The sequence below is a fragment of the Pseudomonas sp. 25 R 14 genome (assembly GCF_900004755.1).
Lineage (GTDB): Bacteria > Pseudomonadota > Gammaproteobacteria > Pseudomonadales > Pseudomonadaceae > Aquipseudomonas > Aquipseudomonas brenneri.
Map to the genome: position 1 here is coordinate 68,317 of NZ_CVTS01000047.1, position 17,885 is coordinate 86,201.

The following is a 17,885-nucleotide window of genomic DNA, read 5'->3' on the forward strand; positions in this document are numbered from 1 at the left end:
TCTATGTACCGATAGTCTGAATTTGCGACAGCTTGATGCTGCCCATGCCGCCAGAAAGATTGAGCAGCATTTCGCCGCCGGTCTGGCTCAAGGTCACGCTGGTGACCGTAGCCGGCAGCGAGGTTTTCAGGGCAACCGAATCACCGGCATCATTCTTGGTGCTGGCCGCAAAGGTGTAGGTGCCGGAATCAAGCTTCTCGCCCGCTTCGTTCTTGCCGTCCCAGATAAAGTCCGACTTGCCGGCGCTCTGGGCGCCCAGCTCGATAGTCTTGACCAGCTTGCCGTCCTTGTCGGTGACCTTGACGGTGACGTTGCCCACCGACGAACCCACGGCGACCGAGCCGGTGAAGCTCTTGCTCGTATCGACCATGGCCTTGCCGGTTTCGATAATGACCGAGCGCCCTACCAGCGACGACGCTTGCAGTGCCTGCGACGACTTGTAGTTGCCGGTGATGGTGTTCACCGAGTCGTTCAACGTGTTGATGCCTTCCAGGCTGCTGAACTGCGCCAGTTGCGCCACGAACGCGCCGTTATCCTGGGGCGACAGCGGGTTCTGGTTCTTCAACTGCGTAACCAGCAGTTGCAGGAACGCATCCTTGCCCAGGGACTGGTTACCCGAGGCGGCCTTGGCGGTATCGGCCAGGTTGCCCTGGTTGGCCTTGGCATCCTTGACCTTGGAGTCGAACAGACTCTGGATCGTCGACTGACTCGACACATCGTTAGTGACGGACATTCTTTAGCGCCCCTTATCACTGACCCAGGGTCAGGACCTTCTGCATCATGGCTTTGGCGGTGTTCATCATTTCCGCGTTGGTCTGGAACGAGCGACTGGCGGAAATCATGTCAGCCATTTCCTCGACCACGTTGACGTTGGGGTAGTACACGTACCCCTTTTCATTCGCGGCGGGGTGATTGGGTTCGTAGCGCGCATCGAGGTTGCTCTGGTCTTCGACCACACCCAACACCTGGACGCCCTGGCCCGCAGCATCCTGGTTCTGGAACAACGATTCGCTGCCACCGCTCTGAGCGCCCTGGAACATGGTGGCGAAGACCGGGTGCCGGGCACGGTAGGTCTGGTCGATGCTCGACGACACCGTTTCGGCGTTGGCAATGTTACTGGCGACCGTGTTCAGACGCGTGGTCTGGGCGCTCATGCCACTACCGGCAATATTGAAAACACTGGATAGAGACATGACTTACTCTCCGCGCAGGGCTGACATCAGCCCTTTGAATTTGCTGTTGAGCAGGGTGAAGCTGGCCTGGAAGTTCACCGAGTTCTCGGCGTAGTTCGATTGCTCCAACTGCGCATCGACCGTGTTCTGGTCGATCGACGGCTGCATCGGCGTGCGATACATCAGCGACTCGTCGCCATTGCTCAGGCCCTGCGCTTCGATATGACGGTTATTGGTCATGTTCAAGGCGAAGGAACCGTTCTTGGTCTTGTCACTCTGTGCGGCGAGCACGGCAGCAAAGTCCAGGTCCCGAGCCTTGTAGTTCGGGGTATCGGCGTTGGCGATGTTGTTAGCCAGGACTTCGGCACGCTGGGCGCGGAAGCCCAGGGCTTGTTCGTGGATACCGAGCGCTTTATCGAAGCTGATGCTCATGGCGGAGACCTTTAGGGCTGACCTGCTTTTCGTAACAGGGATATAGCAAGCGCCATGCCAGCTTTGTCAGGCCTAATAAATCAGGGGGTTAGGGAGGTATTGCCGGCGGCAATGGCGGAAAAGCGGCAAGCGCTTTCCGCGAAGCGCCAGTAAAGCGGCAACGAGCGTTGCCGCTATCCAAGGTGTGACACAAACAAATGTGGGAGCGGGCTTGCTCGCGAAGGCGGTAGATCAGTTGTTTGATACTTGACTGACACACCGCCTTCGCGAGCAAGCCCGCTCCCACACAATCCCGCTCCCACATTTTGGGTTGGACGCTATTTGGCCTGGTAGATAATGCCCGGGCTGCACTGCACCATCTGGTAATGATCCGGCAAGCCGTTCAGCGCCTCGGACGCACCGAGGAACAGATAACCACCACGCTTGAGCGTGCCATGGATGCGCAACAGGATGTCTTTCTTCACTTCAGCCGAGAAGTAGATCAAAACGTTGCGGCAAAACACGATGTCGAACTTGCCGAGGCTGGCGTAGCTGTCCAGCAGGTTGAACGAGCGGAACTCCACGCGACTCTTGATCGGCGCCTTGATCGCCCAGCGGCCGGCGCCCTTGGGGTCGAAGTAACGCTGCAGGCGCTCCTGGGACAAACCGCGCCCCAGGGCCAGGCTGTCGTACTCACCGGTCTTGCAGTTGGTCAGCATGGTGCCGGACAAGTCAGTGGCAACAATTTGCACCCCGGCCTTCAACTGACCCATGTTGGTCCGCTCGAACTCATCGATGGACATCGACAGCGAATACGGTTCCTGCCCCGACGAACACGCCGCCGACCAGATGCGCAAGCGCTGGCCAGGGCTGGCCTTGATTGCCTCGGGCAAGACCTTGTTCTTGAGCACCTCAAAGGGATAGGTGTCACGAAACCACAGGGTTTCGTTGGTGGTCATGGCATCGACCACCATTTCCTTGAGCCCGCTGCGCGGCTGGCCCTGGATGCGCTGCACCAGCTCGCCCAGGGACTTGATGCCCTGCTGTTCCATCAATTTGTTGAGACGGCTTGATACCAGATATTGCTTGTTTTCACCGAGCAATATGCCACAGGCTTTTTCCAGGAATACCCGGAACTGTTCGAAATCCAAATTACCCGTAGACAATGAAACCGCCTCTTAACTCGTGTGACCGCCAGGGAGAAAGCCCCTAGCCGTGATCTGCAGATTTGATCCGTTCGACGACCCGGGAGGCCAGGTCATCAGGACGGAATTTGGCCAGGAAGTCATCGGCACCGACCTTCTTGACCATTGCCTGGTTGAATACACCGGACAATGAAGTATGCAGGATGATATGCAATTTTTGCATGCGTGGGTCGTTGCGTATCTCGGCCGTGAGGGTGTAGCCGTCCATTTCCGGCATCTCGATGTCGGAAATCATCATCAGGAACTCTTCTTCCGGCTTCTTGCCTTCATCGACCAGCTTGCGCAGATAGTCCAGGGCCTGGCGACCATCATTGAGCGCCACCACCTCGACACCGACGGTCTGCAGGCAACGGGACACCTGCTTGCGCGCCACCGAGGAGTCATCCACCGTCAACACCCGCAAGGACACGGCCTTTTGCTGGGTCTGTTCATCCACGACGCCTACCGAAATATGCTCCGAAGTCGGCGCCACTTCCGCCAGGATCTTCTCCACGTCGATGATTTCCACCAACTGGTTATCGACCCGCGTCACTGCCGTGAGGTAGTGATCGCGCCCGGTGCCCTTGGGTGGTGGATGGATTTCTTCCCAGTTCATGTTGACGATACGTTCCACCGAGCGCACCAGGAAACCCTGAGTCTTGGTGTTGTATTCGGTGATGATCACAAACGGGTTTTCGCGATCCTGCAAGCCAGGCGAACCGGTGGCCATCGCCAGGTCAAGAATCGGAATCGTCGCGCCACGGATGTTGGCCACGCCACACACGACCGGGTTGGACTTGGGCATTATGGTGAGCTTGGGGCATTGCAGCACCTCCCGCACCTTGAAGACGTTGATGCCATATAGCTGCTTGCCATCGAGTCGAAACAGCAACAACTCCAGGCGATTCTGCCCTACCAGCTGTGTGCGCTGGTTCACTGAATCCATTACACCCGCCATGCCCAGACTCCTACGCTACAAAACTTACGGGTACGACGCGCACCCAACACGAAACGGCACGCGCTTTGCTTTTTATTGGCCATGGACATCAAAACGACAGTTTCCCGACGCCTTCGCTCGCCACAGTACCGCAGATTGCTCTGCGCCTGGATGGCGTTGGCGTTGCTTGCCTTGGGCACAGGCCATCAGGCCCGTGCCGACAACGTCACCTTGCCTGATCTGCTTATCGGCGTCACTCAAGGCTTTCTTGAGTTCACTGTAGAAGATTATCTGGCGACCACCCAGACACCGGGCCGTTATGAAATCCAGGTCAACCAGCTGGACCCGCGCTTGCGCATGCCCATGTGCGACAAGGAATTGACAGGCTCCCTGGAAAGCCCGGCCCAGCCCATTGGCCGTGTGACCGTGCGCGTACGCTGCGACGGCAGCTCGCCCTGGACCGTGTTCGTACCAGCTCAGGTCCGACTGTTTCGCGACGTAGTGACCGTCTCCCGCCCACTCAAGCGCACCGGCATCATCGGTTTTGAAGACGTTGCCCTGCGTGAACGAGACATCAGCCAGATCAGCCAGGGCTACCTCACCTCGGTGGACCAGGCCGTGGGGCAAAAACTGACCCGACCAATGGTCACCGACCAAGTCATCACCCTGGTTCACCTGGAACAGGCTGAAGTCGTGCGCAAAGGTGACCATGTGGTGATATCCGCCAGCAGTGGCGGCCTGAACGTGAAAATGCCGGGGGAAGCCCTGGCCAATGGCGGGATGAGCGAGCAGATCCGCGTGAAAAACCTCAATTCCAAGCGCGTGATCAAAGCCCGGGTAACGGCCCCGGGCCAAGTGGAGGTCGCGCTATAGATCACTGGCGTGGGACGCTGGCTTTTCCTACACTGTGCACACGATGTCGCTGTGCATAGGTTTATTGTCGATCGAGCCTAAAGTTTGTCCGGGTATGGCCGAAAACATGGCAAGCGTCCAAATACCCAGAGGTTTTTTAACATGGTCATTGATTTCAGCCGATTGAATAACGCCCAGCCAACGCCCGGCGGCACGCGCACCAGCGCGGCCAAGGACAGCGTTGAAGCCAAGGCCCCGGCGCTGCCCGCCAAGGCAGAACAAACCGCATCGACCCAAAGTGGCGAATCGGTGCATTTGAGCAATGAGGCTCAACAGTTGCAGAAGATCACGGACTCGCTGCGCGATCAGCCGGTTGTCAATAAAGCCCGTGTGGCCGAGTTGAAGCAGGCGATTGCCGATGGCAGCTATCAGATCGACAACGACCGTTTAGCCAGCAAAATCATCAAAGCCGAGCGCTAGGCAAAGGCCTGCGCCGGGCTTTTGGACGCTTAAAACCCAAGGCCAGCCATGCACGACGAAAATCTGCTGCAACTGATCACTGAAGACCTGGCTCCCGCGCAACACCTGCTGGAGCTGCTTCAAGACGAATTCGTGGCCCTGTGCGGGCGCGACATGCGCCTGCTGGAAGACATCCTGGCACGCAAGCAATCGCTGATCATCCTGCTTGAACAACACGGCCAGAAACGCAGCCAGATCCTGCTCAGCCTGGGCCTGCCCGCCGACCACAGCGGCCTGGAGCAGTTGGCCAGCCATTCTTCGGTCGGTGACCAGTTGCTGGCCCAGAGCACCGCGCTCAATCAGTTGTTGATCAACTGCCAAGAGGCCAATGTACTCAACGGCCAGTCGATCCAACTGCAACAAGCTACCACCGCCAACCAGTTGCGCATCCTGCATGGCGGCGAACCTCCAGCACTGTACAACGCCCAGGGTTCCACTTCCCGGCTGGTCAAGCCCAGCACCCTCAGCCAAGCCTGACGCCGGTTTATCGCGCGCCCTATCAAGGCGCGCCACATGCTGGCAAAATGCCGGTTCTTGCGTGTAGTCGTATTTTGTCTGGAGATGGAAGAGCCGTGTTCAACACCCTTAGCGCGGAAGATGCTCCGCAGCCACCCAAGGTCCTTACCACACCTCTGGAAATTGCCGGCACCTTGCGGCTGCTGCAAGAGAGCCACGACCCCCTGATCATCACCTTCCACGAACGCAACCAGCGCTTCCAGAGCTACCTGGTGGATGTCGACAAGGACAGCAAGACGCTGAGCCTGGACGAGATGATTCCACCCGAAGGTGAACGCTACCTGGAGAATGGCGAAGCCTTTCGCATCGAAGGCTTTCACGAAGGCGTGCGCGTGGCCTGGGAGAGCAATGGCGCCCTGACCATCGGCGCCCTGGACGGCCACCGCATCTACAAGGGCAGCCTGCCTGAAGAAGTGGTCTACCATCAGCGCCGCAACGCCTTTCGTGCGGCGCTGAAACTGGCGCAACTGGTGAATATCGAAATGGGCGGCGATAAACTCAAGGCGCCTATCAGCGGCAAGTTGCTGGATATTTCCGCCACCGGCTGCAAGTTGCGTTTTGAAGGTGACATCTCCGAGCGCCTGCAACTGGGCCAGGTCTATGACCGCTTTATCGCCGCCCTGCCCTTCGGCAGCATGACCACCGCGGTGGAGTTGCGTTACCTGCACTTCGAAGAAAAGATCAACACCACCTTTGCCGGTGTGCGCTTCCACAACATGAGTGGCCTGGTGCAGCGCCAAGTCGAGCGTTTTGTCTACCAACTGCAGCGCGAGGCGCGACGGTTCGATAAAGACGACGACATGTAAGCGCCAAACGCGCGGCACAAAAAAACGGGCAGTTCCTTGGGGAACTGCCCGTTTTTTTTTGTTTCAGGGACGGGCCCGGCTCAGGTCATGCGGATGATCATCCGGGTCGGGATGCTCCGGCGGCTCGGATTCAGATTGTGGCTCTACCTCAGGCTCAGCTTCGGGCGCAGGTTCAGGCACGGTCGTTTGCATCTGGTCCTGGACCACCTGCTCATCTACACGCGGGTCGAGGGCCGCCACCAAGGGCGAGCTGGACATACTGTCGGGCATCGCCACGTGATGCAGCGGCGCGTCGTCCACCTGATGCAGGTTGGTCACAGCCTTGGGGCGAATGCGCCAGACCAGGATCAATGCGCACAAGCTGAAGAACGCATAGAGCATCTGGTTGCCAAACAGCTTCATCACCACACCAGCCAGCAACGGCCCGATACTCGCGCCCACCCCATAGGTCACCAGCAACATCGCAGTGAGCGACACCCGGCGATCACCCTCGACGTGGTCGTTGGAAAAAGCCACGGCCAACGGATAGAGACAGAACTGCACCAGCGAGCACAGGAAGCCGGCCACAAACAGCACTTCCAGCGGCACCCGGGTCATGATCGCCAGCGGCAATGCCGCCACGGCCAGGCACAGGGCAAAACAGCGAATCAGCAACGCCCGGTCATAGCGATCCGACAGCCAGCCCAATGGCCATTGCACCAACAGGCCAGCAAAAATGCAGCTACCCATGAACAGACCGACCTGCTCGGTACTCAACCCCTGCTGGGACGCGTACAACGGCGCCAAACCGTAGAAAGAGCCCACAATCAGGCCAGCACCCAACACCGTACTCAGGGATTGCGGTACCCGCTTGATAAAGAAGCGCGGCTCCATGGGCGCCGGATGCAACGGCGCGGGGTGAATACGCCGGGTCATGGCGACTGGCACCAGGCACAGGGCAAAACACAACGCCACCAGCATCAGCAGCTCAAGCCCCAACTGAGGATGCATGACCAGAATCAACTGGCCCAGCACCAGCCCCAGGTAGGACGCGATCATGTAACCGCTGAACACCACGCCGCGCTGCTTGGCATCCGCCTGCTCGTTAAGCCAGCTCTCGATAACCATGTATTGGCACATCATGCCCAGGCCGACGATGATCCGCAGCACGATCCAGGCCGGCAGCCAATCCACCAGGCCATGCCCCAGCACCGCGGCACCGACAATCCCGGCACAGGTGGCGTAGGCCCGGATATGCCCCACGCGGGCGATCAGGCGATGCCCGATCTTGCCCCCCAGCACCAGGCCAAAATAGTTGGCCGCCATCAGCGCACCGACCCACAGGCTGTCGACATTATCAGCCGCCAGGCGCAAGGCCAGGTAAGTACTGAGCAAGCCGGAGCCAATCAGCATCATCAAGGAGGCGAAATAAAGGGCTCGAAAAGATTTCCAGATCTGGCGCATCGGCGGTCCGAGCGGCTCCTTGCGGTGGGTGTCAGGCTATTCACACTAGCCTGAGGACAAAGCGTCGTTAAACCCAGGCACCCAACGACACAGGCACCCGGGGGTATTTTGATCCGACAAACAGGAAAACCTCGGGATCTTCGAAGCATGCAGCCTTCGATGAACTCGACACCCAACAGTTCCTTCGCCTGCAAGCGAGTGTCTGACGCACTCCGACAAGGGACAGATACAGGTCCTGACAATATATCTCGCCAGCCAGCCCGAAAGCACTGGCCAAACGGCCAAGAAAACAGCCACCCATAAAAAAACCCCGCCAGAACATTCTGATCGGGGTTTTTCAACATCTCGGTCGGGGTGGAGACGAGACTGCAAATGGTGTCCCAGGGCCGGTTCGAACGGCCAACCTTCCCCTTAGGAGGGGGATGCTCTATCCAATTGAGCTACTGGGACTAATGACAGGCACGCAGCCAAGTGGCGTTGCGACGGACGGCGTGCATGTTAACGGCCGAGGTGAGTTTTGTCATGTCGTCCGTCAGCTTTTTAGGCGTAAGCCCTCTTCCCGCCCCGCCAGCGATAAGCCTTCGTCCACAGGTCTGACACCCTATCGTGCAAAATGCATCAGTGCGAAATGCCATCATTGCATATTGCAATGAGCCATACTTTTGAGATCAACCTAAGCATTTGTTTTTAAAGTACTTTACTCAAAATACTAGCTGGCACGATGACTGCACTCTTATGTTTATAACACTGTCCTGCCAATGAACACGGGGAAACACCCATGAACAGTACACTCCTGATCCTCAACGCCCTGGCCTTGGCCGTGCTGGTGACGTTCCACTTCCAACCCAGCAACGACAGTGATACTGCACAGTTCAGCCACACGGGCAGCCACCAGACCCAGCAACGACCTCAACTGGCCGTCATGACAGCCAACGGCCAACCCTCGGTTCATCTGGCACAGGATGCACAGGCTGCCGGTTCTTCTGAACACTTGATTTTCTAAGCGAACCCATCATGACCAAGCCCGCCTGGCTGTTTCTCATCCTGACCCTTTCCACGGGCATCCTGGGGCTCAATACCTCATCGACCGACTGGCAAGCCCTTTGCCTGGGCGCCTGCGCTGTATTTGCAACCGCGCTGGCGATAGCCGTGATCGTCGGACGCCGCTTCAAATTCGACCCCGTCCTGCGCTGAACACCCGCGACGACAGATTGACACCCTGCCAATATTCCCTCGACCTTATGTCGCCTCGGCTCGCAAATCGGCCATTTGCCACTAGTCTTAAAATTAAGGGCAAAAGGCCATATTGCTATAGGATGTGCGCCCGAAACCCCTCTTGCATCGAGAGCCTGCGGGCTGACCAGCAACCAGATTACCCCGCAGAAAAGTTTTCCAACCAGTCCGCAAATTTGAAAATGAGTACTGGCATAACGCCTGTAGGAAGTTCAATATTTGTCACAGAATTGACGCCAAGTAACTGGCAAATTTGAGGCATGATGCGGCCTCTTTGCAATTCAGGTTGAACATTTGTCCGCAAGCCTTGTCCTAACACACATCTTGCGGCCAATTCCAAAAACCGCTCCCCTGAACTAACCGGTTAAATATATGCGCCCATTGAAACAGGCAATTTATTCCAGCCGTACGGCTGACAAGTTCGTCGTACGTCTGCCAGACGGAATGCGGGAACGCATTGCCGAGGTGGCTCGCAATCATCACCGCAGCATGAACTCTGAAATCATCGCGCGCATGGAGCAAAGCCTTATTCAGGAAGGCGCGCTGGGTGACGAACTGAGCATGCGCATGGACAGCCCGGAGCTGTCACTGCACGAGCGCGAGCTGCTGCAGCGGTTTCGCCAACTGTCCCACCGTCAGCAAAATGCGCTTGTGTCGCTGATTGCCCATGACGTTGAGGCAGCTGCAGAAGCCGAATAATCGGCAACTGAAAGCTGAAGCCAGCCTTGCGCTGGCTTTTTTTTGCCTGGAATGTAGGAGCGAGCCTGCTCGCGAAAAACTCAAGGGCACCGATTTTCTATGGGTGCCCCGCGTTATCGTTAACGCTTTTCGCGAGCAAGGGGAAGCGAGCCGCAGATCAGAGCAGGAAGATCGTCGCCAGACCCAGGAAGATGAAGAAACCACCACTGTCGGTCATGGCCGTAATCATCACACTGGCGCCCATCGCCGGGTCGCGCCCAAGTCGCGCCAGGGTCATGGGGATCAATACCCCCATCAACGCCGCCAGCAACAGGTTGAGGGTCATGGCCGCCGTCATCACCACGCCCAGGGACCAACTGCCATACAGCAGGTAGGCCACTATGCCGATGACACCCCCCCACACCAGACCATTGATCAGGCCCACCGCCAATTCCTTGCGCATCAGGCGCGAGGTATTACCCGTACTCACCTGATCCAGGGCCATCGCCCGCACGATCATGGTGATGGTCTGGTTACCCGAGTTGCCACCAATACCGGCCACGATAGGCATCAGCGCTGCCAGCGCCACCAACTTCTCGATAGAACCTTCAAACAGGCCGATCACCCGCGATGCAATGAACGCAGTGACCAGGTTGACCGCCAGCCACGCCCAACGGTTGCTCAGGGATCGCCAGACTGACGCAAAAATATCTTCCTCTTCACGCAGACCCGCCATGTTGAGGACTTCGTTTTCGCTTTCTTCACGGATCAGGTCGACCATCTCGTCGATGGTCAAACGGCCAATAAGCTTGCCGTTCTTGTCGACCACCGGGGCCGAAATCAAGTCATAACGCTCAAATGCCTGGGCGGCATCGTAGGCGTCTTCATCAGGATGAAAGCTCACCGGGTCGCTGGCCATGACCTCGGCGACCTGTTTGTCCGGATCATTGACCAGCAGACGCTTGATCGGCAGCACGCCCTTGAGGATGCCCTCGTAGTCGACCACAAACAGCTTGTCGGTGTGCCCCGGCAGCTCCTTGAGGCGCCGCAGGTAACGCAGAACCACTTCCAGGCTGACATCCTCACGGATGGTCACCATTTCGAAGTCCATCAGCGCACCGACCTGCTCCTCGTCATAGGACAACGCGGAGCGCACTCGCTCACGCTGCTGGCCGTCGAGGGTCTCCATCAGCTCATGGACAACATCACGGGGCAGTTCAGGGGCCAGGTCGGCCAGTTCGTCGGCGTCCATCTCCTTGGCCGCAGCCAGGAGCTCGTGATCGTCCATGTCGGCGATCAGGGTTTCACGCACCGAGTCGGATACTTCGAGGAGGATGTCGCCATCGCGATCAGCCTTGACCAACTGCCAAAGCGTCAGACGATCGTCCAGCGGCAGGGCTTCAAGGATGTAGGCAACGTCGGCAGAGTGCAGGTCATCGAGCTTGCGCTGCAATTCGACGAGATTCTGCCGATGGACCAGGTTCTCGACCCGGTCTTGATGAGGGCCTTCCTGGCGATGGGTCAGATCTTCGACCACGCGCTGGCGATGCAGCAGCTCGACAACTTGCGCCAGGCGATCCTGCAGGCTTTCTTGTGTTTTCTTTACTTCTACTTCGGTCATAGGCGAACTCCACTCCCAGCAGCGGGGCACGCCGGAAGGATCAATCAGTCAATTCATGATTGGTAAAGCGGGGTACTGAGTAACTACTGGGTAAGTCCATGGAGGTATTCCACAAGCCCCGGCGGGGCTGACGGGCGCAATGATACACGCCCGGCCGCTTCAAACGTTAAAAAACTGGAAAGAACAAGTGCTTGCGCCACAAAGCTGAGTATTGGCCGCACGTATGAAACTGCGACGACACCGGCAGAAAAGAAAACACATGGGCGAGAGAAAAACATACCAAGCCGAGACAAATCCTACAGAACAATGCCTGCCCGACAGCTCGAAAACAAAAACCCCAGACGGCAAAAAGCCCGCACTAGGCGGGCTTTTTGTTTGTATGGTGCACTCGACAGGATTCGAACCTGTGACCGCTCGGTTCGTAGCCGAGTACTCTATCCAGCTGAGCTACGAGTGCAGATTGTGTTTTTAGACCAGATCACAACTGGTTGGAGCCAAGCTACCTGCATCGCTGCAACTAACTCTTAAATGGTGCACTCGACAGGATTCGAACCTGTGACCGCTCGGTTCGTAGCCGAGTACTCTATCCAGCTGAGCTACGAGTGCATTTGTTGCCGCGCATTATAGGCCGTTCAATCTCTATGTAAAGCTATTTTTTCGTTTAATTTCAACAACTTAGCGAAAAAACCAGATTGCAACGTACTAAGCAAATAATGGCGGAGAACGGGGGATTCGAACCCCCGACACCCTTTTGAGGTGTACTCCCTTAGCAGGGGAGCGCCTTCGGCCACTCGGCCAGCTCTCCGCAACACGGGGCGTATATTAACCAGCTTCTTCCCCGTTTGCAAACATAAAAAACGATAAAAATTAATGGCTTGGTTCGTCGTCCTTCTCTTTCTTGATCCGCAAGTAGATTTCCTCACGGTGGACAGCCACCTCTTTGGGGGCATTGACCCCAATCCGTACTTGATTGCCTTTGACGCCGAGCACGGTCACGGTGATTTCGCCATCACCAATAATCAGGCTTTCTGCGCATCGGCGAGTCAGAATCAGCATACCTTTCTCCTCACGCATTTCATTTCGGGAACAACAGTCTGCAAAAAAAGGCCTTGAGCCCATAACCCTGCGGCCATGGCCCTGCATGCCTAAGTATTGTCGAGCACGGGCAAAAGAACAGGCCTGCGCCCTCGCCCGACAAAAAAGAAAGGCGCGGGTCAACCGCGCCTTTCTGGCAACGCGTTACTCGCCCTGTCGGGCCGGCGCGTCCAGTTCGAAAGCGGTGTGCAATGCACGCACAGCCAGCTCCAGGTACTTCTCTTCGATCACCACCGACACCTTGATCTCCGAAGTGGAGATCATCTGGATATTGATGGTTTCCTTGGCCAGGGACTCGAACATGCGGCTGGCAACACCCGCATGGGAGCGCATGCCAACACCGACGATCGATACCTTGGCGATCTTGGTGTCACCCACCACTTCACGGGCACCGATCTCTTTCGCGGTGTTCTGCAGGATACGTTCCGCCGCGTCGTACTCATTGCGGTGCACGGTGAAGGTGAAGTCGGTGGTGTTATCGTGCGCAACGTTCTGCACGATCATGTCGACTTCGATATTCGCGGCACTGATCGGGCCGAGGATCTTGAAGGCCACGCCCGGGGTGTCTGGCACGCCACGGATGGTCAGCTTGGCTTCATCGCGATTAAAGGCGATGCCGGAAATGATCGGCTGTTCCATGGATTCCTCTTCATCAATAGTAATGAGGGTGCCCGGACCCTCTTTGAAGCTGTGCAATACGCGCAGCGGTACGTTGTACTTGCCGGCGAACTCCACCGCACGAATCTGCAACACCTTGGACCCGAGGCTGGCCATTTCCAGCATCTCTTCGAAGGTGATCTTGTCCAGGCGCTGGGCCACGGACACGACGCGCGGATCGGTGGTATAGACGCCATCAACATCCGTGTAGATCTGGCATTCGTCAGCCTTCAGGGCTGCCGCCAGCGCCACACCGGTGGTGTCGGAGCCACCACGCCCCAGTGTCGTGATGTTGCCTTGCTCATCAACACCCTGGAAACCGGCGACAACCACCACGCGACCGGCCTTCAGGTCGGCACGAATCTTCTGGTCGTCAATCTGCAGGATGCGCGCTTTATTGTGCGCGCTGTCCGTCAGGATCCGCACCTGGGTGCCGGTATAGGACACAGCAGGCACGCCACGCTTGTTCAGCGCCATGGCCAACAGGGCAATCGTTACCTGCTCACCGGTGGAAACGATCACATCCAGTTCACGCGGAACCGGTTGCTGGTCGCCACTGATTTGCTTGGCCAGGTCGATCAGGCGATTGGTCTCGCCGCTCATGGCCGACAGCACCACTACCAGGTCGTCGCCGGCATCGCGGAATTTCTTAACCTTGTCGGCGACCTGCTCGATTCTTTCGACAGAGCCGACCGAGGTGCCTCCAAATTTCTGTACGATCAAAGCCATTTCTAAGCCGCCTCAGCCCGTAAAGGGGCGCCCAATAAACAAATCTTCCAGCACCTCAGCAAGCCCATGATTAGACCATGGGCTCATTAACAGCGCCTTAAATGCCGGCCTCGACAAACGGCACGGTCAGGGCCAGGGCCGCGTCCAGGGCACCAGCGTCAACACCACCGCCTTGCGCCATGTCCGGACGACCACCGCCCTTCCCGCCCACTGCCGCGGCGGCTTGTTTCATCAAATCACCGGCCTTGAGTTGGCCAGTCAGGTCTTTGGTTACACCGGCAACCAATACGACCTTTTCCTCATGGACACTGCCGAGCAGGATCACTGCGCGGCCGAGCTTGTTCTTCAACTGATCGACCAAGGCCAGCAACGCCTTGCCGTCCTGACCATCCAGGCGTACGGCCAAAACCTTCACGCCCTTGATGTCCAGTGCCGAGGCCGACAAGTCGTCGCCCGCCGCACTGGCTGCCTTGGCTTGCAATTGCTCCAGCTGTTTTTCCAGCTGGCGGTTGCGTTCCAGTACGCCAGAGAGCTTGTCGATCAGGTTGTCACGGCTGCCCTTGACCAGGGTCGCCGCTTCCTTGAGTTGTTCTTCGGCTGCATTGAGATAGGCCAGGGCCGCAGCGCCGGTCACCGCCTCGATACGCCGTACACCGGAGGCCACGCCGCCTTCGCTGATGATTTTCAGCAGGCCGATGTCGCCGGTGCGCTTGGCATGGATACCACCGCACAGCTCTACGGAGAAGCTGCCGCCCATGCTCAGTACACGCACGTTGTCGCCGTATTTCTCGCCGAACAGCGCCATCGCGCCTTTGGCCTTGGCGGTTTCGATGTCGGTTTCTTCGGTTTCCACCGGGGTGTTCTTGCGAATCTCGGCGTTGACGATGTCTTCCAGGGCCTTGATCTGCTCAGGCTTGATCGCTTCAAAGTGGCTGAAGTCGAAGCGCAGGCGCTGGCTGTCGACCAACGAACCCTTCTGCTGGACGTGCTCGCCCAATACCTGGCGCAATGCTGCGTGCAGCAAGTGGGTGGCCGAGTGGTTCAACGCGGTGGCATGACGCACATTGGCATCAACCTGCGCGTCCACCGGCGCACCAACGATGAGGCTGCCCAGCACCAGCACGCCGTGGTGCAGGAATGCCCCGCCGGTCTTGGTGGTGTCGCGCACGTCAAAGCGGCCGGACGTCGAGCTCAAGAAGCCACAGTCGCCGACCTGGCCACCGGATTCGGCGTAGAACGGCGTCTGGTCCAGAACCACTACGCCCTCTTCACCTTCGCTCAACACGTCGACCGACTTGCCGTCCTTGTAGATGGCAACGACTTTGGCCGCACCGGCGGTGGCGTTGTAACCGGTAAACTCGGTGGCCACGTCAACCTTGACCAGAGTGTTGTAGTCCAGGCCAAACGAACTGGCGGAACGCGCACGCACGCGCTGGGCTTGCATCTCACGCTCGAAACCAGCCTCATCGATGGTCAGCTCGCGCTCACGGGCGATGTCGGCGGTCAGGTCCATCGGGAAGCCGTAGGTGTCGTACAGCTTGAACACGACATCGCCCGGCACCACAGTGCCTTTGAGCTCAGCCAAATCCTGCTCCAGAATTTTCAGGCCGTGTTCCAGGGTCTTGGAGAACTGCTCTTCCTCAGCCTTGAGCACGCGCTCGATATTGTCCTGCTGCTGCTTGAGTTCAGGGAAGGCTTCGCCCATCTCGGCAACCAATGCGGCCACGATCTTGTAGAAGAAGCTGCCAGTGGCGCCCAGCTTGTTACCGTGGCGGCAGGCGCGACGGATGATGCGACGCAGCACATAGCCACGACCTTCGTTCGACGGCAGCACACCGTCGGCGATCAGGAAGCCGCAGGAGCGGATATGGTCCGACACCACCTTGAGCGAAGACTGGCTTTCGTTGGCGCAACCAATGGCCGCCGCTGAAGCGCTGAGCAGGTTCTTGAACAGGTCGATTTCGTAGTTGGAGTGAACGTGCTGCATCACCGCACTGATCCGCTCCAGGCCCATGCCGGTGTCGACCGACGGCGCTGGCAACGGATGCAACACGCCATCGGCGGTGCGGTTGAACTGCATGAACACGTTGTTCCAGATTTCGATGTAGCGGTCGCCGTCTTCCTCTGGCGAACCCGGCGGGCCACCCCAGATGTCGGCGCCGTGATCGTAGAAAATCTCGGTGCAAGGGCCGCACGGGCCGGTATCGCCCATGGTCCAGAAGTTATCGGAAGCGTACGGCGCGCCCTTGTTGTCGCCAATGCGGATCATGCGCTCGACCGGCACGCCAATCTGCTGGGTCCAGATGTCGTAGGCTTCGTCATCGGTGGCATAGACCGTCACCCAGAGTTTTTCCTTGGGCAGTTGCAACACGCCGGTGAGGAAGGTCCAGGCAAAGGTAATGGCATCGCGCTTGAAGTAATCGCCGAAACTGAAGTTACCCAGCATTTCGAAAAAGGTGTGGTGGCGAGCGGTGTAGCCCACGTTTTCCAGGTCGCTGTTCTTACCGCCGGCCCGCACGCACTTCTGGCTGCTGGTAGCACGGGTGTAGGCGCGTTTTTCCTGGCCCAGGAAGCAGTCCTTGAACTGGTTCATCCCCGCGTTGGTGAACAGCAGGGTTGGGTCATTGCCTGGGATCAAAGAGCTGGAGGAGACACGGGTGTGACCTTGCTCTTCGAAGAAGCGAAGGAAGGCTTCACGGATTTCTGCGCTTTTCATTAGGTTCTTCCACGGAGGCTGCGGCCAAAGGCCAGTGCGCAACATCATCAGACGGAGCGACGGCAAAGGGCCGCATTATATCGGCCCTTTGCCCGTGGTACAGCGTGTTTATACGATAGAAACAGTCAATTAGACGGCCAGCACTGTCATTTCCGGGAAAACTCGACAAATGTCGCCAACACTTGTTCGATCTGTGCCCGGCTGACGTCCAGATGCGTGACCATGCGCAGGCGCGACGCAGCACTCAACTTGATCCCGCGCTCCTCGGCAAAGGCCTTCAGGGCCTGGGCCTGCTCGCCGATCTGCACGTAGACCATGTTGGTCTGTACCGGCTCCACGCTATAGCCGGCCTTGCGCAGTTCGTCGCCCAGCCACAGCGCATTGGCGTGGTCTTCGGCCAGGCGCGCCACCTGATGGTCCAGGGCATACAGCCCCGCCGCCGCCAGCGAGCCCGCCTGGCGCATGCCACCGCCGACCATCTTGCGCAAACGACGGGCCTTGGCGATCAACGCACTGGAGCCACACAGCACCGAGCCAATCGGCGCGCCAAGGCCCTTGGACAGGCATACCGAGACCGAATCGAAGTGCTGGGTGATCTCCCGAGCATCGACACCCAGCTTGACCGCTGCGTTGTACAGCCGCGCGCCATCCAGGTGCAGGGCCAGGCCATGCTCACGGGTAAACGCGCGTGCGGCAGCCAGGTAGCTCATGGGCAGCACTTTGCCCTGCATGGTGTTTTCCAGGGCCAACAACCGGGTGCGGGCGAAGTGGAAGTCATCCGGTTTGATCGCTTCTGCGACCTGGGCCAGGTCCAGCGAACCATCGGCCTGGACTTCCAGGGGCTGCGGCTGGATCGAGCCCAGCACCGCCGCGCCACCGCCTTCGTATTTGTAGGTGTGGGCCTGCTGGCCGACGATGTATTCCTCGCCCCGCTCGCAGTGAGCCATCAACGCGAGCAGGTTGCTCATGGTGCCGGTAGGCACGAACAGCGCGGCGGCAAAGCCCAGGCGCTTGGCCAGTTCGGCTTCCAGGTGGTTGACGCTGGGGTCTTCACCGTAGACATCATCACCGCTCGGTGCAGCGGCCATGGCAGCTCGCATGCCAGGGGTGGGTTGGGTCACGGTGTCACTACGAAGATCAATAACAGACATCAAGTGTGCCTCTGCGAGTGGGGGATTCCCTGTTGTAACCGATTACTGCGGGCATCTGCCGAAAATATCAAGGCGAAAACCCATTTACTGTAGGAGCGAGCTTGCTCGCGAAAAACCTTAACGATGACGCGTACATGCTGAATGAACGTGCTGCCCTCGGATTCT

18 protein-coding genes and 4 tRNA genes are annotated in these 17,885 nt (G+C 58.3%); 7 read left to right on the forward strand and 15 right to left on the reverse strand.

What is annotated here, in order from left to right; genetic code table 11:
• Nucleotide 1: 1 nt before the first annotated feature.
• From flgD to BFQ03_RS16385, 5 genes are all read right to left on the reverse strand, one after another.
• A complete protein-coding gene (gene flgD, locus BFQ03_RS16365) occupies nucleotides 2–733 on the reverse strand; it encodes a flagellar hook assembly protein FlgD (RefSeq protein WP_032861555.1) in 732 nt (243 codons plus the stop codon).
• 16 nt (nucleotides 734–749) lie between these two features.
• A complete protein-coding gene (gene flgC / locus BFQ03_RS16370; RefSeq protein WP_032861557.1) occupies nucleotides 750–1,193 on the reverse strand; it encodes a flagellar basal body rod protein FlgC in 444 nt (147 codons plus the stop codon).
• Nucleotides 1,194–1,196: 3 nt separating this feature from the next.
• Nucleotides 1,197–1,604 (reverse strand): flagellar basal body rod protein FlgB, encoded by a 408-nt coding sequence (gene flgB / locus BFQ03_RS16375; protein WP_032861558.1) that lies wholly within the window; start codon nucleotides 1,602–1,604, stop codon nucleotides 1,197–1,199.
• A 317-nt stretch (nucleotides 1,605–1,921) separates the two neighbouring features.
• Nucleotides 1,922–2,749, reverse strand: a complete 828-nt coding sequence (gene cheR / locus BFQ03_RS16380) for a protein-glutamate O-methyltransferase CheR (protein WP_032861559.1) — start codon at nucleotides 2,747–2,749, stop codon at nucleotides 1,922–1,924.
• 43 nt (nucleotides 2,750–2,792) lie between these two features.
• Entirely contained in the window at nucleotides 2,793–3,725 is a 933-nt protein-coding gene (locus tag BFQ03_RS16385) for a chemotaxis protein CheV (protein WP_065943568.1), read from the reverse strand.
• Nucleotides 3,726–3,806: 81 nt separating this feature from the next.
• Here BFQ03_RS16385 and flgA point away from each other — a divergent pair, with 81 nt between their 5' ends.
• From flgA to BFQ03_RS16405, 4 genes are all read left to right on the forward strand, one after another.
• On the forward strand, nucleotides 3,807–4,577 hold the full coding sequence (flgA, locus tag BFQ03_RS16390; protein WP_065943569.1) for a flagellar basal body P-ring formation chaperone FlgA: 771 nt from the start codon (nucleotides 3,807–3,809) through the stop codon (nucleotides 4,575–4,577).
• A 141-nt stretch (nucleotides 4,578–4,718) separates the two neighbouring features.
• Nucleotides 4,719–5,036 (forward strand): flagellar biosynthesis anti-sigma factor FlgM, encoded by a 318-nt coding sequence (gene flgM, locus BFQ03_RS16395; protein WP_032861562.1) that lies wholly within the window; start codon nucleotides 4,719–4,721, stop codon nucleotides 5,034–5,036.
• Between the two features lie 48 nt (nucleotides 5,037–5,084).
• A complete protein-coding gene (locus tag BFQ03_RS16400; RefSeq protein WP_032861563.1) occupies nucleotides 5,085–5,552 on the forward strand; it encodes a flagella synthesis protein FlgN in 468 nt (155 codons plus the stop codon).
• A 95-nt stretch (nucleotides 5,553–5,647) separates the two neighbouring features.
• Complete coding sequence (locus BFQ03_RS16405) at nucleotides 5,648–6,397, forward strand: flagellar brake protein (protein WP_032861564.1); 750 nt, start codon at nucleotides 5,648–5,650, stop codon at nucleotides 6,395–6,397.
• Between the two features lie 63 nt (nucleotides 6,398–6,460).
• Here the strand turns inward: BFQ03_RS16405 and BFQ03_RS16410 are convergent, their stop codons facing one another.
• Together BFQ03_RS16410 and BFQ03_RS16415 are read right to left on the reverse strand one after the other, a co-directional pair.
• Nucleotides 6,461–7,840, reverse strand: a complete 1,380-nt coding sequence (locus tag BFQ03_RS16410) for an MFS transporter (RefSeq protein WP_065943570.1) — start codon at nucleotides 7,838–7,840, stop codon at nucleotides 6,461–6,463.
• Between the two features lie 373 nt (nucleotides 7,841–8,213).
• Nucleotides 8,214–8,290 (reverse strand) — tRNA-Arg (locus BFQ03_RS16415).
• A 328-nt stretch (nucleotides 8,291–8,618) separates the two neighbouring features.
• Between BFQ03_RS16415 and BFQ03_RS16420 the strand changes: the two genes are divergently transcribed.
• The 3 genes from BFQ03_RS16420 (at nucleotide 8,619) to BFQ03_RS16430 (ending at nucleotide 9,772) form a co-directional block, all read left to right on the forward strand.
• The gene (locus BFQ03_RS16420) at nucleotides 8,619–8,843 is read left to right on the forward strand and encodes a hypothetical protein (protein ID WP_065943571.1); all 225 of its coding nucleotides are present in this window, start codon (nucleotides 8,619–8,621) and stop codon (nucleotides 8,841–8,843) included.
• Nucleotides 8,844–8,854: 11 nt separating this feature from the next.
• Nucleotides 8,855–9,034 (forward strand): PA3371 family protein, encoded by a 180-nt coding sequence (locus tag BFQ03_RS16425; protein ID WP_032861568.1) that lies wholly within the window; start codon nucleotides 8,855–8,857, stop codon nucleotides 9,032–9,034.
• A 411-nt stretch (nucleotides 9,035–9,445) separates the two neighbouring features.
• Nucleotides 9,446–9,772: an Arc family DNA-binding protein gene (locus BFQ03_RS16430; protein ID WP_029294475.1), complete on the forward strand. Its 327-nt coding sequence runs from the start codon at nucleotides 9,446–9,448 to the stop codon at nucleotides 9,770–9,772.
• 157 nt (nucleotides 9,773–9,929) lie between these two features.
• Here BFQ03_RS16430 and mgtE read toward each other — a convergent pair whose 3' ends face one another.
• From mgtE to ltaE, 8 genes are all read right to left on the reverse strand, one after another.
• Nucleotides 9,930–11,372, reverse strand: a complete 1,443-nt coding sequence (gene mgtE / locus BFQ03_RS16435; RefSeq protein ID WP_032861570.1) for a magnesium transporter — start codon at nucleotides 11,370–11,372, stop codon at nucleotides 9,930–9,932.
• Nucleotides 11,373–11,752: 380 nt separating this feature from the next.
• Nucleotides 11,753–11,829, reverse strand: a tRNA-Arg gene (locus BFQ03_RS16440).
• Between the two features lie 72 nt (nucleotides 11,830–11,901).
• Nucleotides 11,902–11,978 (reverse strand) — tRNA-Arg (locus BFQ03_RS16445).
• Between the two features lie 108 nt (nucleotides 11,979–12,086).
• A tRNA-Ser gene (locus tag BFQ03_RS16450) sits at nucleotides 12,087–12,177 on the reverse strand.
• A gap of 62 nt (nucleotides 12,178–12,239) precedes the next feature.
• The gene (gene csrA / locus BFQ03_RS16455) at nucleotides 12,240–12,428 is read right to left on the reverse strand and encodes a carbon storage regulator CsrA (RefSeq protein WP_003178872.1); all 189 of its coding nucleotides are present in this window, start codon (nucleotides 12,426–12,428) and stop codon (nucleotides 12,240–12,242) included.
• 183 nt (nucleotides 12,429–12,611) lie between these two features.
• Nucleotides 12,612–13,853 (reverse strand): aspartate kinase, encoded by a 1,242-nt coding sequence (locus BFQ03_RS16460; protein ID WP_032861571.1) that lies wholly within the window; start codon nucleotides 13,851–13,853, stop codon nucleotides 12,612–12,614.
• A 97-nt stretch (nucleotides 13,854–13,950) separates the two neighbouring features.
• Entirely contained in the window at nucleotides 13,951–16,569 is a 2,619-nt protein-coding gene (gene alaS, locus BFQ03_RS16465) for an alanine--tRNA ligase (RefSeq protein ID WP_032861572.1), read from the reverse strand.
• A 146-nt stretch (nucleotides 16,570–16,715) separates the two neighbouring features.
• Nucleotides 16,716–17,720 carry a low-specificity L-threonine aldolase gene (gene ltaE, locus BFQ03_RS16470; protein ID WP_032861573.1) on the reverse strand — a complete coding sequence of 335 codons (1,005 nt, stop codon included), beginning with the start codon at nucleotides 17,718–17,720 and terminating at the stop codon, nucleotides 16,716–16,718.
• Nucleotides 17,721–17,885 lie beyond the last annotated feature (165 nt).